Genomic DNA, 26,996 nt, shown 5'->3' with positions numbered 1-26,996 from the left:
TTACCATGTCGGGGCTGAGAATATAAGAGTCAATTCACTATGCCGAAGAAGAACGACGCACCGGCCAGTTTCGAAACTGCGCTGAGTGAACTGGAGCAAATCGTTACCCGTCTTGAGAGCGGCGATCTCCCGCTGGAAGAGGCGCTCAATGAATTCGAGCGTGGCGTGCAGCTGGCGCGCCAGGGGCAGGTCAAACTGCAGCAGGCCGAGCAGCGCGTGCAGATCCTGCTTTCCGACAGCGAAGACGCGAAAACCACGCCTTTCACACCGGACGCCGAGTAAATGGATTTTGCCAACGAGCTTCAGGCGCGTGTCGTACGCGCCAACGACGCCCTGCGCCGTTTTATTGCGCCACAGCCTTTTCAGAACACTCCACTGGTTGAAGCCATGCACTATGGCGCACTCTTGGGTGGAAAGCGCCTGCGCCCGTTTCTGGTGTACGCCACAGGCAATATGTTTGGCATCAGCGATAACACGCTGGACGCCCCGGCAGCCGCCGTTGAGTGCATCCATGCCTACTCGCTGATCCACGACGATCTCCCGGCCATGGACGACGACGATTTGCGTCGGGGTCAACCCACCTGCCATATCAAGTTTGGCGAGGCGAATGCCATTCTGGCGGGTGATGCCCTGCAAACGCTGGCATTCTCGATTTTGAGCGATGCGCCGATGGCGGAAGTGGCCGACCGCGACCGCCTGGCGATGATCTCCGAGCTGGCAATGGCCAGCGGCGTGGCCGGCATGTGCGGCGGACAGGCGCTGGATCTTGAAGCGGAAGGACGTCAGGTTAATCTGGAACAGCTGGAGCGTATTCACCGCCATAAAACCGGGGCGTTGATTCGTTCCGCCGTTCGCCTGGGCGCGCTGAGCGCGGGTGAACAAGGGCGCAAAGCCCTGCCAATTCTGGACAGATACGCAGAAAGTATCGGTCTGGCATTCCAGGTTCAGGATGACATTCTGGATGTGGTGGGCGATACTGCAACATTGGGTAAACGTCAGGGTGCGGACCAGCAGCTTGGCAAAAGTACCTACCCCGCCCTGCTGGGCCTTGAGCAAGCCCAACGTAAAGCCCGGGATCTGATTGACGATGCCCGCCAGTCGCTAAATGAACTGGCCGCGCAATCGCTGGATACCTCGGCACTGGAAGCGCTAGCGGACTATATAATCCAGCGTGATAAATAAACTATATATCTCGATGAGCCTTTGATGAGTTTTGATATTGCCAAATACCCGACACTGGCGTTAGTTGACTCCACCCAGGAGTTACGTCTGTTGCCGAAAGAGAGCCTGCCGAAGCTGTGCGACGAGCTGCGTCGCTACCTGCTCGACAGCGTAAGCCGCTCCAGCGGCCATTTCGCCTCCGGGCTTGGCACGGTTGAGCTGACCGTGGCGCTGCACTATGTCTATAACACGCCTTTCGATCAGCTCATCTGGGACGTGGGCCACCAGGCTTATCCGCACAAAATTCTGACCGGACGTCGCGATAAAATTGGCACCATTCGTCAGAAAGGCGGCCTGCACCCGTTCCCGTGGCGCGGTGAGAGCGAGTATGACGTGCTGAGCGTCGGCCACTCCTCCACCTCCATTTCTGCGGGCATCGGTATTGCCGTTGCCGCCGAGAAAGAGAACAAGCAGCGCCGCACCGTCTGCGTGATTGGCGACGGCGCCATTACCGCCGGTATGGCCTTCGAAGCCATGAACCACGCGGGCGATATCAAGCCGGACATGCTGGTTATCCTCAACGATAACGAAATGTCGATCTCCGAGAACGTCGGCGCGCTTAACAACCATCTGGCCCAGCTGCTCTCCGGCAAGCTTTACTCCTCGCTGCGCGAAGGCGGCAAGAAAGTCTTCTCCGGCGTACCGCCGATTAAAGAGCTGCTCAAGCGTACCGAAGAACACATCAAAGGCATGGTGGTGCCGGGCACCCTGTTTGAAGAGCTGGGCTTTAACTATATTGGCCCGGTTGACGGTCACGACGTGCTGGGACTGGTGACCACGCTCAAGAACATGCGCGACCTGAAAGGCCCGCAGTTCCTGCATATCATGACCAAAAAAGGGCGCGGTTACGAACCGGCGGAAAAAGATCCGATCACCTTCCACGCGGTACCGAAATTTGACCCGTCCAGCGGCTGTCTGCCAAAAAGCAGCGGCGGCATGCCGAGCTATTCCAAAATCTTCGGCGACTGGCTGTGCGAAACCGCAGCCAAAGACAACAAGCTGATGGCGATCACCCCGGCCATGCGTGAAGGCTCTGGCATGGTGGAGTTCTCCAGAAAATACCCTGACCAGTATTTTGACGTTGCCATTGCCGAGCAGCATGCGGTGACGTTTGCTGCGGGCCTGGCCATTGGCGGCTACAAGCCGGTTGTCGCTATCTATTCCACCTTCCTGCAGCGCGCCTACGATCAGGTGATCCATGACGTGGCGATTCAGAAGCTGCCGGTACTGTTTGCTATCGATCGTGCGGGCATCGTCGGTGCCGACGGCCAGACGCACCAGGGCGCGTTTGATCTCTCCTTCCTGCGCTGTATTCCGGATATGGTTGTCATGACGCCAAGCGACGAGAACGAATGTCGTCAGATGCTGTTTACCGGCTATCACTATCAGGATGGCCCAAGCGCCGTCCGCTACCCGCGCGGCAATGCGGTAGGCGTTGAGCTGCAGCCGCTGGAAAAACTGCCGATCGGTAAAGGTCTGGTGAAGCGTCGCGGTGAGAAAGTGGCAATCCTGAACTTCGGCACGCTGATGCCAGAGGCGGCTAAAGCGGCTGAAGCGCTGAATGCCACCCTGGTGGACATGCGCTTTGTGAAGCCCCTCGACGACTCTCTGATCCTGAGTATGGCTGAGACCCACGACGTGCTGGTCACGCTGGAAGAAAACGCCATCATGGGCGGCGCGGGCAGCGGCGTGAATGAGGTGCTGATGGCGAACCGTAAAGCCGTGCCGGTGCTGAACCTCGGCCTGCCGGATCGCTTCATTCCGCAAGGTACTCAGGACGAAGCCCGTGCGGCGATTGGCCTGGACGCCGCCGGTATCGAAGCCAAAATCCGTACCTGGCTGGACTGACCCCTCCCCCTTTTCCGCTCCTGCTATGCTTAAACCTGGTGTTTAAACAGCAGGAGCGGAACCGTGCAATACACAACATTAGGAAGAACGGACCTTAAGGTTTCCCGACTTTGTCTGGGATGCATGACCTTTGGCGAGCCCGATCGGGGAAACCACGCCTGGACGCTGCCGGAAGAGAGCAGCCGTCCGATTATCAAACGCGCCATCGAGGGCGGCGTTAACTTCTTTGACACCGCCAACAGCTACTCCGACGGCAGCAGCGAGGAAATTGTCGGCCGCGCACTGCGCGACTTTGCCCGCCGTGATGACGTCGTCGTCGCCACCAAGGTCTACTACCCGGTGGGCGACCTGGCTGAGGGCCTTTCTCGCGCGCAGATCCTGCGCTCCATTGATGACAGCCTCAGACGCCTGAACATGGATTACGTCGACCTGCTGCAAATTCACCGCTGGGATTACAACACGCCAGTCGAGGAGACGCTTGAAGCGCTGAATGATGTGGTCAAAGCCGGTAAAGCACGCTACATCGGCGCATCGTCTATGCACGCGTCGCAGTTTGCTCAGGCGCTGGATCTCCAGGCGCAGCACGGCTGGGCGCGCTTTGTCACCATGCAGGATCACTACAATCTGATCTATCGTGAAGAAGAACGCGAGATGCTGCCGCTATGCCATCAGGAGGGCGTGGCGGTGATCCCATGGAGCCCGCTGGCGCGCGGTCGCCTGACCCGTCCGTGGGGTGAAACCACGGCTCGGCTGGTATCGGATGAAGTGGGGAAAAATCTTTATTCCGGTACAGAAGCCAGCGATGCGCTGATTGCCGAACGTTTAGCCGGGATCGCCGACGATACCGGTGCAACCCGCGCTCAGGTGGCCCTGGCGTGGCTGCTGGGCAAGCGCGGGATCGCGGCACCGATTATTGGAACGTCGCGGGAAGAACAGCTTGATGAGCTGCTGAATGCGGTGGATATCACGCTGACGCCGGAGCAGATTGCCGAGCTGGAAACACCGTATCAGCCGCATCCGGTGGTGGGGTTTAAGTAAGCCCATCTCTTGTAGGCCGGGTAAGGCGAAGCCGCAACCCGGCAGTACAGCGCGCACAACATCACGCGAAGTGATCGTACCCTTTCCAGTCCAGCGTAACGGGCGCACCGTCTTTTACAAACTTCAGCCCTTCGCTCTCCGGCATGATCTGACCGATGCAGGTAAACTTCGCGCCGAGATGCGCTAACGCCACGTCCAGCGTTCCACGGTTGAGCTCAGGCACCGTGAAGCACAGCTCGTAGTCTTCACCACCGGACAGCGCCCAGCGCAGGGCCTGCTCAGGCTCTACATGGCGAAGCAGTTGCTCCGACAGCGGGAAGAGATCCAGGTCAACGCGCGCACCGACGCCGCTGGCCTTCAGGATATGCCCGAGATCCGAGATCAGCCCGTCAGAGAGATCGATAGCCGAGCTTGCCCGTTCGCGCAGCGCCTGGCCGTGCAAAATACGCGGCGTTGGCCGCAGATGGCGTTTCACCAGATACGCCGCGTCGTCAGCATCATCAACCGTTAAACGATTCTGAAGGACCGCCAGCCCTGCCGCGCTGTCGCCCGGCGTACCGGTTACGTAGATCCAGTCGCCGGGTTTTGCGCCCGAGCGCTTTAGCGCGCGGCCGAGCGGCACGTAGCCATGGATCGCCAGCGTCATCGACAGCGGACCGGCAGTCGTGTCGCCGCCAATCAGCTGCATATCGTAATAGCTAAGCTGCTCAAACAGCGCATCGCTAAAGGCTTCCAGCCAGGCTTCATCCACCTCTGGCAGGGTCAGAGCTAGCGTCAGCCACGCGGGATCGGCACCCATCGCCGCCAGATCGCTGACGTTAACCGCCAGGGCTTTATACGCCAGATCGGCAGGATCGATATCCGGTAAGAAATGACGGCCGCACACCAGGGTGTCGGTGCTGATTGCCAGCGTCTGTTTTTCGGGAATATTGAGAAGTGCACAGTCATCGCCAATGCCGGTTTCAACATCAAGACGAGAGGTTCTGACACGGTCGAAATAACGGGCAATCAGGGAGAATTCGCCGCATGCCATACGTTATGCCTCAGCAAATAAAAGAAAAAACCGGAGCCGCACTGCCCGTCAGGCAATGCAGGACTCCGGTTTGCGGATCACTTTTTGTGGGGACGGATCGCAGGTGCAGCTTTATCAAGTACGCCGTTTACAAACTTGTGGCTGTCTTCAGCGCCGAAGGTTTTCGCCAGCTCGATCGCTTCGTTGATGGCCACTTTATACGGCACATCATCACGTTTAGACAGCTCAAACAGCGCGATACGCAACACTGCTTTTTCCACCTGGCCCAGCTCTTCGAGCAGACGGGACAGGTATGGCTTCATCAGGCCATCGAGATACGCGCTATTAGTCGCCACTCCCGACAGCAGTTCGCGGAAGTACAGAACGTCAACGTCTTTTACGTCCTGTTCTGACAGGAACTGGTATTCGACATCAGCGATGTCGTTCTGGGACAACTGCCAGGAGTAAAGTGCCTGGACGGCACATTCACGGGCGCGGCGACGAGCAGCAGGTTTCACGGAATTCCCCTTACAAAAAAATCAGGCCTTGATGGCTTTCAATACATTGATCATTTCAAGCGCGGTCAGTGCAGCTTCTGCACCTTTGTTACCGGCTTTGGTGCCAGCACGTTCGATGGCTTGTTCAATACTTTCGGTGGTCAGCACGCCGAACGCGACAGGAATTTCAGCATCCTGCGCAACGTGTGCCAGACCGTTGCTTGCACCGCCCGCAACGTATTCGAAGTGCGCAGTGCCGCCACGAATAACGGTACCCAGCGCAATCACCGCGTCGTATTTACCGGTTTTCGCCAGCGCGCCCGCCGCCAGTGGCAGTTCGTAAGCGCCTGGAACCCAAACAACGGTAATGTTGTCATCTTTAACCTGGCCGATACGTTTCAGGGCGTCAATCGCACCTTCCAGCAGGCTGTCGTTGATGAAGTTGTTGAAACGCGCAATGGTGATGGCGACGCGAGCGTCCGGGGTAGCTACAGCAGCTTCAATAATGTTCATACTCTTCCTTTACGGGTTCATTTGGCCCCGCAGGGGGGCGGATTTTATCATAATACTTTGCGCACTGCTTCCCTATTTCAGGAGCAATTACGCTGTCGTTAAGTGGAGGCAGACATCCGGGCCTACCGGACGAATCTCGCTAAATTTGAGTTGCGGTGCGTCGGCCAGTTTTTCAAGGCCGGGCAGCACAAACAGGCCGCGCGCGTCGTGACCTAACAGTTTAGGCGCAACGTAAACAATCAGCTCATCCACCAGCCCGGCCTGTAAGAGCGCACCGGCGAGCGTTGGCCCCGCTTCCACCCAGATGCTGTTCACCTGCTGCTTGCCGAGCAGCATCATCAGCACCACCAGATCCAGATGACCGTTATGCTCCGGCACCATAATGCTGCGCACGCCTTCCGGCCATTCGCGCGCATCTTCTTTAGTGCGGGCAATCCAGGTTTCACCCGGCTGCTGCACGATGCGGTGCTCCGGCGTCACGCGGTTCTGGCTATCAATGATAATACGCAGCGGCTGGCGCAGGTTCTCCTGCGGGTACAGCGCCTGGGTATCGGCATTCAGTTCGTCCCAGCGCACGGTCATGGCCGGATCGTCAGCCAGAACAGTTTCACTGCTGGTGAGAATAGCATGGCTTTGCGCGCGCAGACGTTGCACATCGCGCCTTGCCTGTGGTGAGGTTACCCACTGGCTTTCGCCGTTTGCCATCGCCGTACGACCGTCCAGCGAGGCGCCCAGCTTGAGCTGAATATACGGGAACCCCGTGCGCATGCGCTTCAGAAAGCCTTTGTTGATCGCTTCCGCGTCCTGCATCATCAGCCCATGGCTGACGTCGATGCCTTCCTGCTGCAGGCGATACAGACCGCGTCCGGCAACCTGCGGATTCGGGTCCTGCATCGATGCGACCACGCGTGAAACGCCTGCCGCGATCAGCGCTTCGCAGCACGGCGGCGTACGCCCGTGATGGCTGCAGGGCTCCAGCGTGACGTAGGCTGTGGCACCGCGCGCCTTCTCACCGGCCATGCGCAACGCATGAACCTCGGCATGCGGCTCGCCAGCACGATAGTGAAACCCCTCCCCTACGATCTCGCCATCTTTAACGATAACGCACCCGACGTTCGGGTTGGGATGGGTAGTAAAACGACCGCGCTGCGCCAGCTTCATGGCTCGCGCCATATAAATCTCATCCTGCATGAGCTTAATCCTGTAAGCGGGCGATCTCTTCGCCAAACTCTTTGATGTCTTCGAAGCTGCGGTAGACCGAGGCGAAGCGGATATAGGCGACCTTATCGAGCTTTTTCAGCTGCTCCATCACCAGGTTACCGATCATTTTGCTCGGCACTTCACGCTCACCCAAACCACGAAGGTAAGATTTTATGTGGTTTAACGCCATCTCAACGTCATCCGCGCTGACGGGACGTTTTTCCAGGGCCTTCAGCATCCCGCTGCGCAGTTTCTCTTCGTTAAACGGCTCGCGCACGTCGTTGCTTTTCACCACGCGCGGCATTACCAGCTCTGCAACCTCAAAGGTCGTGAAACGCTCGTTGCACACCAGACACTGCCGACGACGGCGTACGGATGACCCTTCGCCCACAAGACGAGAGTCGATGACTTTGGTATCCACAGCGGAGCAGAATGGGCAATGCATACGGTATCCCTGTTATGTGGTTAACTAATTTTCATTTTACCCTGATCTGGCCTGACAACAAAGGAAGAGCTTTTTGAGACAAAGGATCTATGTCTGACACGTCGAGGATGGCTACCATTAAGGCGATCCGTTATTTCAAGGAAATAAACGCAATGACAAGACGTTACCTTAAAATTTTGCTGGTGGGGAGCCTCTTCACCCTTAGCGCCTGTGCACAGCAAACCGAAGTCCGTCAGATGAAACAGAGCGTGAACACGCTCAATGCGGCGATGGACAAACTGAACAAAGAAACGGTGAAGATCACCCAGCAAAACGCGCTAAATGCCAAATCCAGCAGCGGGGTTTATCTGCTCCCGGGAGCGAATACGCCTGCGCGGCTCAATAGCCAGATTGGCACGCTAAAAATGTCTCTGGTGAATGTGGCGGCGAATGCAAATGGTACTCGCGCAACATTACGCATTCAGGGCGAGTCCAACGATCCGTTGCCTGCCTTCAGTGGTACCGTCGAATGGGGACAGATCCAGGGCACCACTGAGAGCTACCAGGAGGTGAATGTTAACAGTCAGCTGTTCACCGCACCGGCCAGCGTGCTGGCTCCGAGCGATGTTGACATTCCGCTGCAGCTTAACGGACTCACTCCGGATCGGTTAGGTTTCATCCGCATTCACGATATCCAGCCCGCCGCGCAATAACCCTCCCTTTAGCGGAGTGAAATGTCACTCCGCTAACATTTACATTTCGTATGGATTGGCAACATAAATGATTGCCGCTACAATCCCGCCCGTTTAAAGTACGCAAACGTGAACGCAATCGATTACGCGTGTGAGAGATATGTGAAACAACACATATTTTTGTGAGCAGGGATTCCTATAATAGGCACCGCAGAAACACGAAATATTTAGAAACGCAATTCGCGCATTTTTCACTCCCGGAAGGGAATTTCAATCAGTGGCATGATTATGAAAAAAACATTACTCGCAGCCGGCGCCGTGCTGGCACTTTCTTCCTCTTTCACTGTTAACGCAGCGGAAAACGATAAACCACAATACCTCTCCGACTGGTGGCACCAGAGCGTTAACGTGGTCGGCAGCTACCACACCCGTTTCGGACCTCAGATCCGCAACGATACCTACCTGGAGTACGAAGCATTCGCCAAGAAAGACTGGTTTGATTTCTACGGCTATATGGATGCACCGGTCTTCTTCGGCGGTAACTCGCAGGCTAAAGGTATCTGGAACCACGGTTCTCCACTGTTCATGGAGATCGAACCGCGCTTCTCCATCGACAAGCTGACCGGCACAGACCTGAGCTTCGGCCCGTTCAAAGAGTGGTACTTCGCGAACAACTATATCTACGACATGGGCCGCAACGAGTCCGGTCGTCAGAGCACCTGGTATATGGGTCTGGGTACCGACGTTGACACCGGCCTGCCAATGAGCCTGTCCCTGAACGTGTACGCGAAATACCAGTGGCAGAACTACGGTGCCGAAAACCAGAATGAGTGGGATGGCTACCGTTTCAAAGTGAAATACTTTGTGCCAATCACTCAGCTGTGGGGCGGTAACCTGAGCTATATCGGCTTCACCAACTTCGACTGGGGTTCAGAGCTGGGCGATAAGAGCGGTTACGCAGAGAACGGTATCAAGCAGCGTACCAACAATTCCATCGCCTCCAGCCACATCCTGGCGCTGAACTACGATCACTGGCACTACTCTGTTGTTGCGCGTTACTGGCACAACGGCGGTCAGTGGAACGACGACGCGAAACTGGTATGGATGAACGAAAACGTCCGTTCTACCGGTTGGGGTGGCTACCTGGTTGTAGGTTATAACTTCTAACCTGTTCGGGACTGTGCGGGCTGATGCCCTCACCCTGACCCTCTCCCACAGGGAGAGGGAACAAATACAAAAAACGGCAACATTCGTTGCCGTTTTACTTTTACCTCGCCGCCGGGCAAAAAAAGCCAGCTCAAGAGCTGGCTTTTTACTGCTTAACCTTCCGCAAAAAATCCGCCAGCGATCTGTCCGCACTCTCGCTAAACCGCCTCTCCGTCTGCACAATATTGAGACAGCGGTCGAGCCGGAAACAGCGATAGTCGTCGCGCCGTTCGCACCACGCCGCCAGCAGCCAGCGCTCCCCCCAGAAGAACAAGCCCAGCGGCTGAACCTCGCGCTTTGAGAGCTGTCCGGCTTCATCACGGTAATGCAGCGCCAGCACGCGCTGGGCGGAAATCGCCTGATGGATCCTGTCAAAATCGCTGCGGGAGTGGCTTTGCATGCAAAAATCCGGGGCGTAGATCCGCGTCTGCTCTGCCTTTCGACGACTCTCCTCGGGCAGGATAGCCAGCACCTTCTCCTGAGCCGACTCCAGCTCGCGCGACAGAGATTCCCCTCCCCAGGTTTTGAGCAGGCGAATCGCGACGATCAGCGCCTCTGACTCCTTATTTGTCAGCATCAGCGGCGGCAGGTCAAAACCCGACATCAGCCGATATCCGCTCCCCGCCTCACCTTCCACCGGCACGCCGGAAAGCGACAGATCGCGGATATCGCGGTAGACCGTGCGCTCGGACACGCCAAGCCGGTCCGCCAGATGCGCTGCCGTTGTCAGACGCCTGCCCCGCAGGATCTGCACAATCTGAAACAAACGGTCAGCGCGTCGGGTCATATCTTATTCCGCTCTCAGGCAGGTTGATGGAGGCCGACGCGGTTACCCTCGCTGTCGGTAAACAATGCGATAGTGCCAATGCCATGCGGCAGTTCCAGCGGGCCAAACACGCACTCGCCGCCCGCGGAGGCGATGCGATCGAGCGTGGCCGCCAGATTGTCAGTATGCAGGTAGATAATAGCGCCCTGCAAAGACGGTGTAACGCCGTCAAATTTTGCCAGCGCCCCGCCGGTATACGGATCCTCATGCGGGAAAACGGCCAGCTCCGCACAGTCCATTTTCTCGCGACGCAGCGCGAGCTGCATCACCGGCTCATAAAATTTGATGGCGCGATCCATATCCGCGACCGGAATTTCAAACCAGTTAATGACGCTTTTCATATATTCTCCTGCTGTTGTTTGGGTTCAGAAGAAGTCTACGACAGGGCTCCTGACAGCATACTGTCAGGAGTGTTTGTCAGGAGCAGATAAAAAAAATCCCGGTCAACAGACCGGGATTTCGATAACGCGCTAAACGTCGCCTTACGGCAGAATGGACGGCTGATCCGCCCCTTCTTTCTCGACTTTCTGCTGGAGCAGGTGCTCGCGCTTCATGCCGAGTTTCAGTGCCAGAGCGGATGCGACGTAGATAGACGACGCCGTACCGATGGTGACACCGATAAGCATGGTCAGCGAGAAGCCTTCCAGTACCGGACCACCGAAGAGGAACAGCATCAGGATCACCATCAAAGTGGTACCGGATGTTATCAAGGTACGGTGCAGCGTCTGGGTCAACGACACGTTAAAGATTTCGTAAGGCGTACCGCGACGGATCTTACGGAAGTTTTCACGGATACGGTCAGATACCACGATACTGTCGTTCAGTGAGTAACCGATAACGGACATCAGGGATGCCACAATCGTCAGGTCAATCTCAATGTGGAACAGCGACAGTATGCCCATGGTGATCACCACGTCGTGCGCCAGAGCGATAACCACACCGGCCGCCAGTCGCCACTCAAAGCGGAAACCGACGTACACCAGGATGGAGATCAGCGCTACCAGCAGCGCCATCGCACCGGTCTGCGCCAGGTCAGCACCCACGCTTGGGCCGACGAACTCAATACGCTTGACCGCCGCGTTCTGGCTGGTTGTTTCGTTAATCACGCTAACAACCTTACTGCCCAGCTCCTGGCTGCCGTTGGCATCGTGCACCGGCGGCATACGCACCATGATGTCGCGGCTGCTGCCGAAGTTCTGCAGCAGCGGCTCTTCAAAGCCCGCTTTCTGCAGCGATTCGCGCATCTGGTCCATATCGACCGGCTTTTCCAGGGAGATCTCGATGACCGTACCGCCGGTGAAATCCAGACCCCAGTTAAAGCCTTTCACGCTCATAATGCCGATGGACAGAATCAGCAGGAAACCTGAAATGCCGAAGGCCCAGTAGTCCCAGCGCATAAAGTCCCAGACTTTACGGCCGTGGTTCAATTGTTCAACAGTATATTCCTGTGCCACAACGCACTCCTCAGATAGACAGCTTTTTGACGCGCTTGCCGCCGTACAGCAGGTTCACGATGGCACGGGTGCCGACAATAGCGGTAAACATTGACGTTGCGACACCGATACCGGTTGTAATCGCAAAGCCTTTGATCGCGCCAGTACCCACTGCATACAGGATAAGAACCTTAATCAGTGTTGTTACGTTCGCATCGAAGATGGAGCTGAACGCGCCTTTATAGCCTTCGTCAATCGCCTGCTGAACAGAGCGACCGTTGCTCAACTCTTCTTTGATACGTTCGTTAATCAGTACGTTGGCGTCGACCGCCACCGCAAGGGTAAGAACGATACCTGCAATGCCCGGCATGGTCAGCGTCGCCCCCGGCAGCAGGGACATAATGCCGATGATCAGCACCAGGTTGGCGATCAGCGCGGAGGTCGCAATCAGACCAAACTTCTTATAGAAGAAGATCATGAAGAGGATAGAGACCACCAGACCGGCCAGACACGCTTCCAGACCCTGCTGGATGTTTTGCATACCCAGAGTTGGACCAATCGTACGTTCTTCAACAATCTGAATTGGCGCAATCAGCGCACCGGCACGCAGCAGCAGAGAAAGCTGACGCGCTTCGTTCGGGTTGTTGATACCGGTAATACGGAAGCTGTTACCCAGACGAGACTGGATGTTGGCGATGTTAATCACCTCTTCCTCTTTCACCAGCACCGCACGACCGTTTGCATCTTTCTTACCGCTGTCTTTGTACTCCACGAACAGGGTCGCCATCGGTTTGCCGATGTTGTCCTTGGTGAAGTTAGACATGATGTTACCACCCGCGCTATCCAGCGAGATGTTAACCTGCGGCTGGTTGTATTCGTCCTGGCTCGAGGTGGAGTCGGTGATGTGGTCACCGGTCAGAATCACGCGTTTGTACAGCACAACTGGCTGACCTTCGCGGGTCTGTTTCACTTCGGAGTCACCCGGAATACGCCCTGCGGCAGCAGCGGACTGATCGACGTTGGAGTTCACCAGACGGAATTCCAGGGTTGCAGTCGCACCCAGAATCTCTTTCGCACGCGCGGTATCCTGGATACCCGGCAGTTCAACCACGATACGGTCAGCACCCTGACGCTGTACCAGCGGCTCAGCCACGCCCAGCTGGTTTACACGGTTACGCAGAATGTTGATGTTCTGCTGAACGGCATATTCACGCGCTTCTTTCAGACGCGCATCGGTCATCACCGCGCGCAGCTGGTTGCTGCCCTGAGAGGTGATCACCAGGTCACGGTGACGTTGAGTCAGGTAATCTACAGCCTGATCGCGCGCCGCGCTGTCGCGGAACGTGATGCTCATGCCGTAGTTATCTTCTTTACGCACGGTGGTGTAAGCGATGCCTTTATCACGCAGATCGCTGCGCAGGCTGTCGATATTCTGTTCCTGCAGCTTGCCAAGCGCGGTATCCATATCTACTTCCATCAGGAAGTGAACGCCGCCACGCAGGTCAAGACCGAGTTTCATTGGCTCTGCTTTCATCGCAGCCAGCCAACGCGGGGTTGCAGGGGCAAGGTTAAGCGCCACGACGTATTTGTCACCCAGCACGCCCATCAGCGCTTCGCGAGCGCGGAGCTGCGTGTCGGTGGTGTCGAAGCGAGCAAGAATTGCACCCTCTTCCAGAGCCACAGACTTAGCGGTAATTTTTTCTTCTTGTAACGTTTTCTGGACCTGGATCAGCGTTTGCTCACTGGCGGCGACACCGCGCGCGCCAGTGATTTGAACAGCCGGATCCTCACCATACAGGTTGGGAAGCGCATACAGCAGGCCGACGAGAATCACGACGACCAGCATGATGTACTTCCACAAAGGATAACGGTTTAACACGGCAGTTCCCTTTGGGAAAAGTTGGGATTACAGCGCCTTCATGGTGCCTTTCGGCAGAACGGCAGCTACGAAGTCACGTTTGATGACCACTTCAGTGGTGTCGTTCAGGGCGATAGCAATGTAGCCGTTTTCAGCCACTTTGGTTACGCGACCCACCAGACCACCGTTAGTCAGTACTTCATCGCCTTTGGCAATGGAGTTCATCAGGTTTTTGTGCTCTTTGGTGCGCTTCTGCTGTGGACGCAGGATCATGAAGTAGAAGATCAGACCGAACACAACCAGCATCAGAATCAGAGACATCGGGCTGCCCTGCGCTGGAGCACCTGTTGCCGCTACCGCATCAGAAATAAAAAAGCTCATTCAAATTCCCTCATTATTAAAATTAATCAACGTTCAACGGTGGAACATCCCGCCCCTGACGTTGGTAGAAATCGGTCACGAAGCTCTCTAATTTACCCTCTTCGATAGCCTTACGTAAACCAGCCATTAAGCGCTGATAATAACGAAGATTATGAATGGTATTGAGACGCGCGCCCAAAATCTCGTTGCAACGATCGAGATGATGCAGATACGCGCGAGAATAATTGCGACAGGTATAGCAATCGCACTCGGAATCGAGCGGGCTGGTGTCACTCTTATGCTTCGCGTTACGGATTTTCACCACGCCATCGGTAACGAACAAATGACCGTTACGCGCGTTGCGGGTTGGCATGACGCAGTCGAACATATCAATGCCGCGGCGTACGCCTTCAACCAGATCTTCTGGTTTACCCACGCCCATCAGGTATCGTGGTTTATCCGCCGGGATTTGCGGGCAGACATGCTCAAGAATGCGGTGCATGTCTTCCTTCGGTTCACCCACAGCCAAACCGCCGACAGCGTAGCCATCAAAACCTATCTCTACCAGACCTTTAACAGAGATATCGCGTAAATCTTCGTAAACGCTGCCCTGGATAATGCCGAACAGTGCATTTTTGTTCTGCAGCGAGTCAAAACGGTCACGGCTACGCTTCGCCCAGCGCAGAGACATCTCCATGGAGCGTTTTGCGTAATCCCAGTCGGCCGGATACGGCGTACATTCGTCGAAGATCATCACGATGTCAGAGCCGAGATCGTACTGAATCTCCATCGATTTTTCGGGATCGAGGAAAATCGGATCGCCGTTGATCGGGTTACGGAAGTGTACGCCCTGCTCGGTGATCTTGCGGATATCGCCCAGGCTGAAGACCTGGAAGCCGCCGGAGTCGGTCAGGATTGGGCCTTTCCACTGCATGAAATCGTGCAGGTCGCCGTGGAGCTTCATGATCTCCTGACCCGGACGCAGCCACAGGTGGAAGGTGTTGCCGAGGATAATCTGCGCGCCAGTGGCTTCTACTTCTTCCGGCGTCATCCCTTTTACGGTGCCGTACGTGCCCACAGGCATAAACGCGGGGGTTTCCACCACGCCGCGATCAAACACCAGGCGACCGCGACGCGCGCGGCCATCGGTGGTATCGAGTTCAAATTTCATTTTTTCTCCGACGTCAGAAAAACAGTCCAACGTTGTAAAACGGTGCCGCGGACTTATTCCCCGACACGCTCATTCAAAGCCAGCGGATTGTACGTGATAAACATCGCGTCCCCGTAGCTAAAAAAGCGATATTTTTGTTCTACCGCAGACTTGTAGGCCGCCATCGTGTTCTGATAACCGGCAAATGCCGACACCAGCATAATCAGCGTCGATTCAGGCAGATGGAAGTTGGTCACCAGCGCGTCAATCACTTTGTACTGATAGCCCGGGTAGATAAAGATCTGCGTATCGCCAAAGAACGGCTCGATAAGATTGCGCTTCGCCGCCTGCGCGGCGCTCTCGAGTGAGCGCACGGACGTTGTACCGACCGCCACGACGCGGCTACCGCGCGCTTTCGCCGCCAGCACCGCATCCACCACATCCTGAGGCACTTCGGCATACTCAGAGTGCATGATGTGATCTTCAATGCTGTCCACGCGCACCGGCTGGAAGGTTCCCGCGCCGACGTGCAGCGTCACGAACGCCATCTCCACGCCCTTCGCGCGCAGTTTCTCCAGCAGCGGCTCATCAAAATGCAGGCCCGCGGTCGGCGCAGCGACGGCGCCAGGCTTCTGGCTGTAGACGGTCTGGTACAGCTCGCGGTCGGCCTCTTCGTCCGGACGCTCAATATACGGCGGCAGCGGCATGTGGCCGATGGCGTTCAGGATATCGAGCACCGTGCGTTCGTCATCGAACGCCACCTCAAACAGCGCATCGTGGCGCGCGGTCATGGTCGCTTTGATGCTCTCATCATCGCCCAGCAGCAGTTCAGCGCCCGGCTTCGGCGCCTTAGACGCGCGAATATGTGCCAGAATACGTTTATCATCGAGCATACGTTCGACCAGCACTTCAATCTTGCCGCCGCTGGCTTTACGGCCAAACAGGCGCGCCGGGATCACGCGGGTATTATTAAAGACCAGCAGATCGCCAGGGTTGAGCTTGTCGAGCAAATCGGTGAAAGTACCGTGCGTCAGCTCGCCCGTTGGCCCATCCAGTGACAGTAAGCGACAGCTGCTGCGCTCAGGCATGGGATAGTGAGCAATCAGGGATTCAGGTAGTTCAAAGGAGAAATCGGCGACGCGCATGACGTATACTCGTGACTTAAAAACAGGCGGCATAGTCTAGTGCTCACACCCTTTTGCTGCAACAACTAGCCGCCCCCGGACAAATAAAACGCATGAATTTTCTCGCTCACCTGCATCTCGCTCACCTCGCTGACAGCTCCCTGCCCGGCAATTTGCTGGCCGATTTCGTACGCGGCAACCCCGCTGAGGACTATTCCCCGGAGGTTGTCGACGGGATTTTCATGCACCGCCGCATCGACGTGCTGACGGATAAGCTACCGGAAGTGACGGAAGCCAAAGCGTGGTTTCGCCCTGAAACGCGCCGCGTTGCGCCGATCACGCTCGACGTGATGTGGGATCACTTTCTGTCGCGCCACTGGGAACAGCTGTCGCCGGAGATGCCCTTGCCGGCGTTTGTGCGCTATGCCCACCAGCAGGTGTCGATCATTCTGCCCGACTCGCCGCCGCGCTTTGTGAATCTGAATAACTATCTGTGGTCGGAACGCTGGCTGGAGCGCTATCGCGAGATGGATTTCATCCAGAACGTGTTGAATGGAATGGCAAGCCGCCGACCGCGACTGGATGCGCTGCGCGACTCCTGGTATGACCTGGATGAACATTACGATGCGCTGGAAGCGCGTTTTTGGCAGTTTTACCCGCGGATGATGGTGCAGGCGAAAAACAAACAGCTCTGACAGAATTCACATTGATAGGTAAAAGCTGGCGGAACGATTGTCACCACCTCTTTGTCTTATCCATGAACACTCTCTATACTGGCTCGCGTTGCGTTCCAAATAACCTTAGTATCTACAGGAGAATCATATGGTTCTGGTAACTCGTCCGGCTCCGGATTTTACAGCTGCAGCAGTTCTGGGCAACGGTGAAATCGTTGAAAACTTCAACTTCAAACAGCACACCAACGGTAAAGCGACCGTTCTGTTCTTCTGGCCAATGGACTTCACTTTCGTTTGCCCGTCTGAGCTGATTGCCTTCGACAAACGTTATGAAGAATTCCAGAAGCGTGGCGTGGAAGTTGTTGGCGTCTCCTTCGACTCTGAATTTGTACACAACGCATGGCGTAACACCCCTGTCGACAAAGGCGGCATCGGTGCGGTGAAATACGCAATGGTTGCGGACATCAAACGCGAAATCCAGCAGGCTTACGGTATCGAACATCCGGACGCTGGCGTTGCGCTGCGTGGTTCCTTCCTGATCGACGCAAACGGCATCGTTCGTCACCAGGTTGTGAACGATCTGCCGCTGGGTCGTAACATCGACGAAATGCTGCGCATGGTTGACGCGCTGCAGTTCCACGAAGAGCACGGCGAAGTGTGCCCGGCTCAGTGGGAAAAAGGTAAAGAAGGCATGAACGCGTCTCCAGACGGCGTTGCTAAATACCTGTCTGAGAACGTATCCAGCCTGTAATCGGCACGGTTTACGAAAAAGGCCCGCTTATGCGGGCCTTTTTTTATGCCTTACGCTGCGTCTCTCGCCAGATACGCCAGGCCATGCCCGCCAGCAGAATCACTCCCGCAATCAGCACGCCCCATACCAGCAGCGTGTTCATCCTGCTCTCCCGCTCGGCCGCAGAGGTAGCGGTCAGACGCTCCTGGCCGCCTAATGCGACATCATCCAGCATGTCGGCCTGCGGCAGGTTCGCCATATCATAAGTCTTGCGCAGGTCGGACGGGATCAGCATGCCGGGCTCCACGCTGGCAGGCTTCGCGGCACCGTTGCCCCAGGCGAGTACGTACGGCGCTTTCCCCTGCGCGTTGAACACCAGGTCATAGCGGTCGCGATGTCCCGTGACGCCCGGCAGGTATTCTGGCAGACGCGCATTCAGCGTCGTGATTTTCACGGCCTGCACCAGCCCCCCGTTAAGCGAAACCGGTGGCGACGTTTTTCCCTCAAGACGGTAAAGGACCTCTTTCTTCAGAGGATGCCATGCGTCTTTTTCCGTACTCCGCCACGCGATCTCCACGGGAAGGACGCCATCGCCATTCAGTGAGAGGCTGACAGCACTCAGCGGCTGCGGGCGCGCCCAGTGCCACTGTGCTTCGCTTGTCGATAGCTGCTCCCCTTCCCCCTCAAGGTCGATAGCTTCCGGGGCCGCCTGCGCAGGTGCGCTGATTGCGTTTACGCCGGTCAAGGTTATCCCCTGTCTCTGCGCATTCAGCACCACCATGAGATAGCGATTCGCATCGGGAGATAAAACCGTATCGGTATCGATCCGATCGAGCTTAAGACGATCCTGACCGCTGACGACGTCCAGCAATGGCATATCCTCGCGCAGGGTATACCAGCGCTTAAGATCCTCGCTGTAATAGACCGACGCCGTTCCCTGCCACGGCGTCTGCGGGGTATTCCAGAGCAGCTGCAGCTGGGATATAGCGATCTCGCCCGTCGCCTGTTCCGGCAGGGTCAGCAGATAATGTTGCCCGGCTGCGGCGGCTTTTTGCCCCTCCAGCACAATCTCAACGCCGCTTCCGGAACGAAGCAGGATCTTATCGCTATCACCGGATCCTCGAGAAGCCGCAAGCGGCGAGGCGTCCAGCGGGAAAAGGCGCAGCGCGGTGGATTGCGCTGGCATCTGCGGACGCGTCGCACTGACCAGGCTGAAGGGAACCGGCTCGCCCGACTGGTTAAAGACGCGGACATCATGCAGATCCGGCGACGTGCTTTGCTCATAGACGGCGAGCGGCAGCATCACCCGATACCACTGGGAAGGAACAGACGTATCCAGTGAAAGACCAAAGGCATAGTCCCGTGGCGATTCCGTTTGTCCTTCGTCGCAGAACGCCGGGCCGGAAAGCGCCAGCAGCGCGGTACAGGCTACCGCTTTCATCCATTTCATTTTTCATCTCCTGTTTTGGGCGGCAGCGGGGAGAAATACCCCACGATCAGAACCAGTATCGCCACGCCGATAAACGCCACCGCGCGCGACAAACCGCCTCCGCCCGCGCTGTCCACCAGCATCAGTTTAACCATCACCACGCCCAGCAGCGCGGCACCGCAGAGCCACTCCTGCCGGGAAGCCCGACGGGTGGCATGGATCATGACCACCAGCGCGCTCAGCATCCAGAACAGAGCAAAACTGGTCTGGATAAGCCGCGAATCCCACAGCGATGCCATATTCCAGGCCACGTCGCCGTACCAGGCCAGGGCGCGCATCAGCGCACCGTTAAGCCACCAGAAGCCAAACGCCATAATCGCGACGGCAGGCCACGGGCGGGCCTGCGAGAGCCACGCCGGGTAGTAGCGATCCACTGCCCGATAAAAGACCACCAGCCCCAGCAATGCGAACGCCGCGCCTTCCTCAAGCGGGTTTATCAGCGGCAGCCAGGTCTGACGATAGACCACGCCGTCCTGGAAATTGGTCACCACCAGCAGTACCAGCAGCGCCACGACCACGGGGATCGGTGCCAGGCAGGCGTAGAGCGCAGGCCACTCCCGGAACGGCCACCCCCGACGCCGTACGGCTGCAGAGAGCCCCATAATCATCCCGCCGCCTGCTGCCATCGCCAGTCCGCTGCCCCAGGCCGCCATGCCCCACGGCAATGAACGGGCAAACCAGTAAAGCTCCGCGGCCAGCGCCAGCAAAATCATCCAGAACAGCGACAAATGCAGCCCCATCGCGATGCGCGGCAGGAGTCTTTCACCGTCGCGCCGCAGCAGCATCAGCGCGGCAGGAAGCGCTACGCACCAGGCGAGATTTGACCAGCCGGCGGCAACGACCTGCTGGTGCCAGAGCTGATAACCCACCATCAGCAGCATAACCGGCCACAGCAGCCATTTGCTGGCATCCAGCTCCCGCCACGCCAGACGAGCCGCCGCCTGCCGCCAGCCCCAGACCGACGCCGCCGTCAGCGCCAGCACGCCCGCCAGAATGGGTAATTCCTTCGTCAGTGCCAGCCGCGATGCGCCCAATAGCGCCACGAGCCAGAACAGCAGCCCGCCTGCCAGCAGCGCCCGGCTGACCGGCAGAAAGAGAGTCCGCCACAGCCAGGCCGCAGCCAGCCAGCAAAGGCTGAGGATGGTGAAGATCAGCAGCAGGCTGAGGGACGTAACGCCGTTCGTCTGCGCCCACAGCGCGCTGCCGAGCGCCAGCACCAGCAGCGCCGTCCCGCTATAGCACATGCGACGCTGGTGCTGCTGTACGCCCAGCCAGAGGATACCCAGCCCTTCCAGCGCCCAGGCCATCGCCGTCCAGCGCGCCGACAGCGCCAGCGGAATGGCGAGCGTGGCAAATCCGCCGCCGATTGCCAGCGCTGCCATGACCAGCGGTCGTCCGATGGAGGGATAGCGCCGCAGCGCAAGGAACGCGAGGGTAAGATAAAATGCGCCGTATCCCAGCGCGCTCAGGGCCGGGCCATACTCCCAGTGCCGGGTCATGCCGTACTGCATCCCGAAACCGATCAGCGGCGGGGCAAACAGCAACACGCCGTCGATAATCTGCTTCCCTTTCTCCTGCGCCCGCAGCGACAGCGCCACGCTCAGGACGCCGAATATCAGCGTATTGGCAATCAGGAACAGCTGGCAGACCCAATAGTCTTCAGGCTGGTAGTCATTCAGCCCCCACAGGCCGCCCACGCCGAACGTAAACAGCAGCCCGAGCAGGTTCAGCTCGCGCCAGTGCTGCCAGATGCTGATAGCGAGAATCCCGATGGAAAGCAGGAGATAGAATGAGAACAGCGCCACAAAGCTGCCGCCCCCGGTGGACAACAGCAGCGGCGCAAGATACCCGCCGAGGCTCGCCAGCATGGCCAGGCTCAGCGCTTTCTGCAACACGGCCAGCCCAACGCTCGCGGCGCAAATCACCACCAGAAGCGCAAAGGCCAGCGTCATCGGCAGCATTTGCCAGAGCCGGAATGCGCCAAACACCGTCAGGTAGAGCACGCCGGTCGCCCCGCCCTGGAGGATCAGCGCATAGACACGCTGCTTATGCCGCAGCCGCCACCCCACCGCCAGCAGAACGATGGCAAACAGCGCCGTTGCCACGAGGCGCAGCTCAAGCGGGAACAGGGAATGTTCAACGGTATAGCGCAACAGGAATGAAAGACCGAGGAAAAGCAGCAGGATCCCAAGCTTCGCCAGCGGATTACCCTGCATAAACCAGCGCGCCAGCGACGTCAGGATACCGCCAAAGGCAGAAGGCTGTTTTGCCGCAGGCGTCGGGGCCGGAGCGGGTTCTGCCACGGCTGCGGGAGTATCGGAACGCCAGGGGTCGACAGGCGCGGAAGCATCCTCAACCACCGGCGCGGTCACAGCCACCGGCGCGGTGGCCTGCGCCGGCTCTGGCGCTATTTCATTCGCGCCGCGCTGCTCAAGCGCCTCAATGCGCTGGCGTAGCCGGGCGATCTCCTGTCGCGCCGCCGTACTTCGATTAAAGCCAATAACCGCAAGCACGGGCGCAACCACCAGCGCAAAAACCAGGAACAAACAGCCAAGGATGTAAAGCTCGTCCATGTTTCCACCTTCACCGTAAACGATCCGTTAAGATTGACACAAATAGTTGCATTTGCGCCATCTTAAAAGGTGGAAACATTAACAGGTCTTAACTGCCGAACCAGATTGTCGCGGATACCGCAGGCAGCGCCAGCACGCCGTCCTGTATCGTCGCCTTGCCCTCTTTATTCTTCCACGTAGCCACCTTCAGCAGCGGTGAATCATCCAGCACCACTTCGCAGGCCTCGCCCCGGTTGATCGCCACGAGCACGCGCTGCTGGTTATAGACGCGAGCAAACACCACGACGTTATCGTGCGCATAGACCACCTGACAGCCGCCGTAGCGCAGGGCAAGACTCTGCTTACGCAGCTTTGCCAGCCGCTGATACAGGCTGAACAGCACCTTGTCATGCTTCTCTGGCTCCCACGGGAAGGTTTTGCGGCAGAAAGGATCGTTGTTGCCGTCCAGCCCCACTTCGTCTCCATAATAGATGCACGGCACGCCCGGCCAGGTGAAGAGCCAGGTCACCGCCAGCGGCAGACGCGCCACATCCTTGCCGAGCAGGGATTTAAAGCGGGCGGTATCGTGGCTATCGAGCTGGTTGAACATCCGCAGCTGCTGCTGATGGGACAGACCGGCGCGATAGTTCTCCATCCACCCCATGCAGGTTTCAGCGTCGATATGATTCGGATCGTAGGAGATGTCGGTGTTAGCGAGGAATCCCCACAGCGGGAAGGTAAAGCCGCGATAGTTCATCGCCGCATCTTCCGCATCGTTCTGCAGCCACTGGCGCGCGTCGCCAAAGTGCTCGCCAAAGACGAACGCCTCCGGCTGGGCCGCTTTCGCCGAGCGCGTAATCCCGGCGACGTGCTGAAGGTTATTCCGCGCCCCGCCCGATTCACCGAGCATATGCACCACGTCCAGGCGCCAGCCGTCCATATTCCACGGCGCCTTCAGCCAGTGACGGACGATGCTGTCTTCACTGCCGTAGATTTCATTCACGAGCGTTGGCGACTGGAAATCCAGCTTCGGCAGGCTCGCGTAGCCCAGCCAGTCCAGCGCACGGCCCTCCTCGTTAAAGCTGTACCAGTCGCGCTGCGGCGAGTCCGGGTTATGACATGCCCCGCCCATCGACTGGTTATGGCGGTCAAACCAGGCGTGCGAATCTCCACTGTGGTTGAACACGCCGTCCAGAATCAGGCGCATGCCTTCGTTTTGGGTATTCTTTCGCAGGCGCAGCAGCGCCTCGTCACCACCAAACTGTTCGTCAACGTGGCGATAATCTTCGGTATCGTATTTGTGCACGCTCGGGGCTTTAAACACCGGGTTGAGATACAGCGCCGTCACGCCGAGCTTTTTCAGGTACGGCAGCTTTTCGCTGATGCCGTCGAGATCGCCGCCGTAAAAAGTGGATCCACCCGCCTGCGCGGTTAACGGCTCGTCCCACGCTTTCAGGATAATGTCGTGGCCCGCCGCATGGTGGTGATAGATCTTATCCTGGTCGGCTGTGCGTTTTTCGCTGCGCGCAAAACGGTCCGGGAAAATCTGGTAAAACACCTGATCGTTAACCCACTGCGGGCCGTTATCCGGGTAATCGACCGCAAACTGCTCCAGCCGTGCGGGCGGGAAACGGCTAAACCCCTGCGGGGTAAACCACAGCTGGCGGTTATTCCACAAAAGCTTAAAGCTGTAGCGACGGCGCGGCTGCCCGCTATTCAGGTCGATATTCGCCCGCCACGCCGTGATCCCCGGCTGCGGCTGGCTGCGCAGCTTGTGCATTTTCAGGCCGGTCTCTTCGTTATCTATTTCGGCGCGGAGCGTCACGCGTTCAGGCTGATTTTCCCCCGCCAGCCAGAGCGTAATCACAAGGTTGTCTTTGTTTTGCTTAACAAATGGGGCAACCGGAAGGTGCCAGGCGTTTAACATCACGAATCCCCTTTGATGAAATTGACGTCACCTTGCCACAGGGTGGTTAAGGATAGCTCATCACGTTCGGGATTATTGGGGGAGGAGAAAGGAGGATGAGGCATCAGTGCGACCCTCTCCCACAGGGAGAGGGAGAAAAAAGATTACTGCGCTTCCGCCAACTGACGGTCGCGGCGGCATTTAAACACCCAGCCCACCAGCAGCAGGACGATCCACGCGCAGCCCACGTACAGGGAAATGCGGGTATCCGGATGGTAGCCAATCAGGGCAATGATAAACACCAGGAAGATCAGCCCGACGACGGTCGTCGCAACGCCGCCCGGTACCTTGAACTTCAGCGCTTTCGCCTCATCCGGCGACAGACGACGGCGGAACGCGATCTGCGACAGCAGGATCATGATCCACACCCACACCGTCGCAAAGGTCGCCAGCGATGCAATCACCAGGAAGACGTTCTCCGGCATGATGTAGTTCAGATAAACCGAGAACAGCAGCGCTACGGTCATCACCACAACGGTTACCCACGGCGTGCCGCGGCGTGAGGTTTTGGCGAACACCTTCGGCGCACTGCCCTGCTCCGCCATGCCGTGCAGCATACGGCCCACGCCAAAGACGTCACTGTTGATCGCGGAGAGTGACGCGGTGAGCACCACAAAGTTCAGAATGCTGGCCGCAAAGGCAATTCCCATATGCTGGAAGGTCAGAACAAACGGGCTACCGTTGGTGCCGACCTGATTCCACGGGTAGATGGACATAATCACGAACAGCGTGCCCACGTAGAACACCAGAATACGCATCGGCACCGAGTTGATGGCGCGCGGAATGGATTTCTCCGGATCTTTCGCTTCCCCGGCGGTGATACCGATAATCTCGATACCGCCGTAGGCGAACATCACCATCTGCAGCGACATGACCATTCCGAGCCAGCCGTTGCTGAAGAAGCCGCCGTTGCTCCAGAGGTTGTGAATACCGGTCGGCTGCCCGCCGTTGCCGATTCCCCAGATGATGATGCCGAAACCGGCCACGATCATGATGATGATGGTGGCGACCTTGAAGAAGGAGAACCAGAATTCGAGCTCGCCGAACACCTTCACGCTCATCAGGTTGACGGCGCAAATGATCAGCACCACGCTCAGCACCCAAATCCAGTGCGGCACCGCCGGGAACCAGACGCCCATATAGATGCCAAACGCCGTCACGTCGGCAATCGCCACAATCAGGATTTCAAAGCAGTAGGTCCAGCCGGTGATAAACCCGGCCAGCGGGCCGAGGTTTTCCTGCGCGTAGCGGGAGAAGGAGCTGGCGGACGGGTTGTGAACCGACATTTCGCCGAGGGCGCGCATGATGATATACGCCGCCACGCCGCCGATAATGTACGCCAGCAGAACGCTGGGACCGGCCATTTTGATGGCATCTGCCGAGCCATAAAAAAGACCGGTGCCGATAGCAGAGCCCAGCGCCATAAAGCGGATGTGGCGCGTGCTCAATCCACGTTTAAGTTTGTTAGTGCTTTCCATTTAAATCTTGCCATTCAACACGAAAAAAACAAAAAACCACGGGGCCTTAAGCCCCGTGGTTAAACAGTTTGTTGCCGTTGATTAATGAGCGTTCGATGCAACCTGACGCCCTGCAGCACGGTCCCAGATAATCGCCAGAACCAGTGCAACAACGGTAGGCATCAGCCAGGCCAGACCCTGCTCGGACAGCGGCAGACGCTGTGTCCATGCCGGCAGTATGTGCGCGAAAGCTGATGCTTTAATCCCGTCAAGGATACCAAAAATCAGGCTGATAAACATGGCTGGCGCAATAATTCGTGAAGAGTTGTTCCACCACGGGCGAGTAAAGCTCAGCACCACCAGCACGATACACGGCGGGTAAATCGCCGTCAGCACCGGAATAGAGACCTGAATCAGGTGGCTCAGACCGAGGTTGGACACCGCCATGGAGAAGATACCGAGGATAAACACCAGGGTGCGGTAAGAGAGCGGCAGATACTGTGCAAAGAACTCTGCGCAGGCGCAGGTCAGGCCAACCGCCGTCACCAGACAGGCAAGGAAGATGAGCGCTGCCAGCAGCATACTGCCCGCACCGCCGAAGGTGTGCTGAACGTAGGCGTGCAGGATAGCCGCACCGTTGGCGTTCTGATCGACCAGCATGGCGCTGTCGGAGCCCAGACGGAACAGCGCCAGATAAAGCAGCGTCAGCCCCACGCCGGCCATCAGGCCAGCCCAGATGGTATAGCGGGTCAGCAGACGCGCTTCGGTCACACCGCGGGAACGCGCGGCGTTAACGATAACGATACCAAACACCATGGCGCCCAGCGTATCCATCGTCAGGTAGCCGTTCACAAAGCCGTTAGAGAACGCGGCGTTTTTATAGGCGTCCATCGCGTCGCTAATCGGGCCCGCTGGCCAGACGATGGCCGCAACCGCCAGAACAATCAGCGCCACAATTTTCAGCGGAGCCAGGAAGTTACCCACGGTATCCAGCAGCTTGCCCGGATAGAGGGAAACCAGAATCACGATCGCGAAGTAGATCAGGCTGTAGATAAACAGCGGCATCGCGCCGTCACCCGTCAGCGGAGCGATCCCCACTTCAAAGGAAACGGTTGCCGTACGCGGGGTCGCAAACAGCGGGCCAACGGCGAGATAGCAGACGGTTGCCAGCAGAACGCCCGCCACTTTGCCAATCGGGGTGCTGAGGCTATCCACACCGCCGCCGACTTTCGCCAGCGCGACGACGGTCAGAACCGGCAGACCCACGGCAGTAATCAGGAAACCAAACGCGGCGGTCCAGACGTGTTCACCCGCCTGTAAGCCAACCATTGGAGGGAAAATGATGTTGCCTGCGCCAACGAACAGCGCAAATGTCATAAAGCCCAGCGCGATGATGTCACGCGATTTTAAGTGATGGGTCATAAAACCTTACTGCCTGTGGATGTGGTGTTGAAAACATTGAGATTTTCGATATCCCTGACGGGACGATGCAGCCGAAAATTTGCTCAATTTCAGCGGGAAATGCTCCCGTCCTGGCGTGGAGAAGAATAGTTTTTCGATTTACCACGCAAATACAGTCGGTCTGACAGTATCTGGGGCGCAATTTAAACGCTTATAACGTTTAAAGGCAAGGTGGGATCGTAAAACCAGAACAATATGCCAGCATGAAAATACACGTCAGAACAATACGCTATTTATAAGAAAAACCCATGGCTAATCATGCGAA

General features: G+C 57.4%; 25 protein-coding genes. 8 read left to right on the top strand and 17 right to left on the bottom strand.

Features of this window, described 5'->3' with window-relative positions:
- The first annotated feature begins 39 nt into the window (after positions 1–39).
- From xseB to NI40_RS04570, 4 genes are all read left to right on the top strand, one after another.
- Positions 40–282, top strand: a complete 243-nt coding sequence (gene xseB, locus NI40_RS04585) for an exodeoxyribonuclease VII small subunit (protein ID WP_008503331.1) — start codon at positions 40–42, stop codon at positions 280–282.
- Positions 283–1,182, top strand: a complete 900-nt coding sequence (ispA, locus tag NI40_RS04580) for a (2E,6E)-farnesyl diphosphate synthase (RefSeq protein WP_008503332.1) — start codon at positions 283–285, stop codon at positions 1,180–1,182.
- 24 nt (positions 1,183–1,206) lie between these two features.
- The gene (gene dxs / locus NI40_RS04575; protein WP_039263929.1) at positions 1,207–3,069 is read left to right on the top strand and encodes a 1-deoxy-D-xylulose-5-phosphate synthase; all 1,863 of its coding nucleotides are present in this window, start codon (positions 1,207–1,209) and stop codon (positions 3,067–3,069) included.
- 63 nt (positions 3,070–3,132) lie between these two features.
- On the top strand, positions 3,133–4,107 hold the full coding sequence (locus NI40_RS04570) for an aldo/keto reductase (RefSeq protein ID WP_039263927.1): 975 nt from the start codon (positions 3,133–3,135) through the stop codon (positions 4,105–4,107).
- 61 nt (positions 4,108–4,168) lie between these two features.
- Here the strand turns inward: NI40_RS04570 and thiL are convergent, their stop codons facing one another.
- The 5 genes from thiL to nrdR form a co-directional block, all read right to left on the bottom strand.
- On the bottom strand, positions 4,169–5,140 hold the full coding sequence (gene thiL / locus NI40_RS04565) for a thiamine-phosphate kinase (protein ID WP_039263926.1): 972 nt from the start codon (positions 5,138–5,140) through the stop codon (positions 4,169–4,171).
- A gap of 77 nt (positions 5,141–5,217) precedes the next feature.
- Positions 5,218–5,637, bottom strand: coding sequence for a transcription antitermination factor NusB (gene nusB, locus NI40_RS04560; protein WP_006809908.1), 420 nt, complete (start codon positions 5,635–5,637; stop codon positions 5,218–5,220).
- A 21-nt stretch (positions 5,638–5,658) separates the two neighbouring features.
- Complete coding sequence (gene ribH, locus NI40_RS04555; protein ID WP_006176874.1) at positions 5,659–6,129, bottom strand: 6,7-dimethyl-8-ribityllumazine synthase; 471 nt, start codon at positions 6,127–6,129, stop codon at positions 5,659–5,661.
- A gap of 87 nt (positions 6,130–6,216) precedes the next feature.
- Positions 6,217–7,320 carry a bifunctional diaminohydroxyphosphoribosylaminopyrimidine deaminase/5-amino-6-(5-phosphoribosylamino)uracil reductase RibD gene (gene ribD, locus NI40_RS04550; RefSeq protein ID WP_039263923.1) on the bottom strand — a complete coding sequence of 368 codons (1,104 nt, stop codon included), beginning with the start codon at positions 7,318–7,320 and terminating at the stop codon, positions 6,217–6,219.
- A gap of 4 nt (positions 7,321–7,324) precedes the next feature.
- Positions 7,325–7,774 carry a transcriptional regulator NrdR gene (gene nrdR, locus NI40_RS04545; protein WP_008503337.1) on the bottom strand — a complete coding sequence of 150 codons (450 nt, stop codon included), beginning with the start codon at positions 7,772–7,774 and terminating at the stop codon, positions 7,325–7,327.
- A gap of 152 nt (positions 7,775–7,926) precedes the next feature.
- Between nrdR and NI40_RS04540 the strand changes: the two genes are divergently transcribed.
- Positions 7,927–8,466, top strand: coding sequence for a DUF3251 domain-containing protein (locus tag NI40_RS04540; RefSeq protein ID WP_033146491.1), 540 nt, complete (start codon positions 7,927–7,929; stop codon positions 8,464–8,466).
- Between the two features lie 267 nt (positions 8,467–8,733).
- Positions 8,734–9,612: a nucleoside-specific channel-forming protein Tsx gene (locus tag NI40_RS04535; RefSeq protein WP_039264090.1), complete on the top strand. Its 879-nt coding sequence runs from the start codon at positions 8,734–8,736 to the stop codon at positions 9,610–9,612.
- Positions 9,613–9,757: 145 nt separating this feature from the next.
- Here NI40_RS04535 and NI40_RS04530 read toward each other — a convergent pair whose 3' ends face one another.
- From NI40_RS04530 to queA, 7 genes are all read right to left on the bottom strand, one after another.
- On the bottom strand, positions 9,758–10,438 hold the full coding sequence (locus NI40_RS04530) for a helix-turn-helix transcriptional regulator (RefSeq protein ID WP_039263922.1): 681 nt from the start codon (positions 10,436–10,438) through the stop codon (positions 9,758–9,760).
- A gap of 14 nt (positions 10,439–10,452) precedes the next feature.
- On the bottom strand, positions 10,453–10,818 hold the full coding sequence (locus tag NI40_RS04525; RefSeq protein ID WP_033144761.1) for a VOC family protein: 366 nt from the start codon (positions 10,816–10,818) through the stop codon (positions 10,453–10,455).
- 141 nt (positions 10,819–10,959) lie between these two features.
- Positions 10,960–11,931: a protein translocase subunit SecF gene (gene secF / locus NI40_RS04520; RefSeq protein ID WP_033144760.1), complete on the bottom strand. Its 972-nt coding sequence runs from the start codon at positions 11,929–11,931 to the stop codon at positions 10,960–10,962.
- 10 nt (positions 11,932–11,941) lie between these two features.
- Positions 11,942–13,789, bottom strand: coding sequence for a protein translocase subunit SecD (secD, locus tag NI40_RS04515; RefSeq protein ID WP_071884810.1), 1,848 nt, complete (start codon positions 13,787–13,789; stop codon positions 11,942–11,944).
- A gap of 27 nt (positions 13,790–13,816) precedes the next feature.
- Positions 13,817–14,149 (bottom strand): preprotein translocase subunit YajC, encoded by a 333-nt coding sequence (yajC, locus tag NI40_RS04510; protein WP_003859109.1) that lies wholly within the window; start codon positions 14,147–14,149, stop codon positions 13,817–13,819.
- A gap of 22 nt (positions 14,150–14,171) precedes the next feature.
- Entirely contained in the window at positions 14,172–15,299 is a 1,128-nt protein-coding gene (gene tgt / locus NI40_RS04505) for a tRNA guanosine(34) transglycosylase Tgt (protein ID WP_003859110.1), read from the bottom strand.
- A gap of 53 nt (positions 15,300–15,352) precedes the next feature.
- A complete protein-coding gene (gene queA, locus NI40_RS04500) occupies positions 15,353–16,423 on the bottom strand; it encodes a tRNA preQ1(34) S-adenosylmethionine ribosyltransferase-isomerase QueA (protein WP_039263914.1) in 1,071 nt (356 codons plus the stop codon).
- 92 nt (positions 16,424–16,515) lie between these two features.
- Between queA and acpH the strand changes: the two genes are divergently transcribed.
- Both acpH and NI40_RS04490 read left to right on the top strand, forming a co-directional pair.
- Positions 16,516–17,097 (top strand): ACP phosphodiesterase, encoded by a 582-nt coding sequence (acpH, locus tag NI40_RS04495; protein WP_039263913.1) that lies wholly within the window; start codon positions 16,516–16,518, stop codon positions 17,095–17,097.
- 127 nt (positions 17,098–17,224) lie between these two features.
- Complete coding sequence (locus tag NI40_RS04490; RefSeq protein ID WP_014168840.1) at positions 17,225–17,827, top strand: peroxiredoxin; 603 nt, start codon at positions 17,225–17,227, stop codon at positions 17,825–17,827.
- A gap of 43 nt (positions 17,828–17,870) precedes the next feature.
- Here NI40_RS04490 and NI40_RS04485 read toward each other — a convergent pair whose 3' ends face one another.
- The 5 genes from NI40_RS04485 to brnQ all read right to left on the bottom strand — a co-directional run bounded on the left by NI40_RS04485 (position 17,871) and on the right by brnQ (position 26,692).
- Positions 17,871–19,256, bottom strand: coding sequence for a DUF3999 domain-containing protein (locus NI40_RS04485; protein WP_039263909.1), 1,386 nt, complete (start codon positions 19,254–19,256; stop codon positions 17,871–17,873).
- Complete coding sequence (locus tag NI40_RS04480) at positions 19,253–21,868, bottom strand: DUF2339 domain-containing protein (RefSeq protein WP_039263907.1); 2,616 nt, start codon at positions 21,866–21,868, stop codon at positions 19,253–19,255. The genes NI40_RS04485 and NI40_RS04480 overlap by 4 nt, the downstream gene beginning before the upstream one ends.
- Before the next feature lie 88 nt (positions 21,869–21,956).
- Complete coding sequence (gene malZ, locus NI40_RS04475) at positions 21,957–23,774, bottom strand: maltodextrin glucosidase (RefSeq protein WP_045143102.1); 1,818 nt, start codon at positions 23,772–23,774, stop codon at positions 21,957–21,959.
- Positions 23,775–23,917: 143 nt separating this feature from the next.
- Complete coding sequence (gene proY, locus NI40_RS04470; protein ID WP_029739758.1) at positions 23,918–25,291, bottom strand: proline-specific permease ProY; 1,374 nt, start codon at positions 25,289–25,291, stop codon at positions 23,918–23,920.
- 81 nt (positions 25,292–25,372) lie between these two features.
- Entirely contained in the window at positions 25,373–26,692 is a 1,320-nt protein-coding gene (gene brnQ, locus NI40_RS04465; protein ID WP_024906795.1) for a branched-chain amino acid transporter carrier protein BrnQ, read from the bottom strand.
- Between the last annotated feature and the right edge of the window lie 304 nt (positions 26,693–26,996).

This window comes from Enterobacter sp. E20 (genome assembly GCF_000801755.2).
Taxonomy (GTDB): domain Bacteria; phylum Pseudomonadota; class Gammaproteobacteria; order Enterobacterales; family Enterobacteriaceae; genus Enterobacter; species Enterobacter asburiae_B.
Note: the sequence above shows the minus strand (reverse complement) of the source record. Positions and strands in the feature narration are given on the sequence as shown.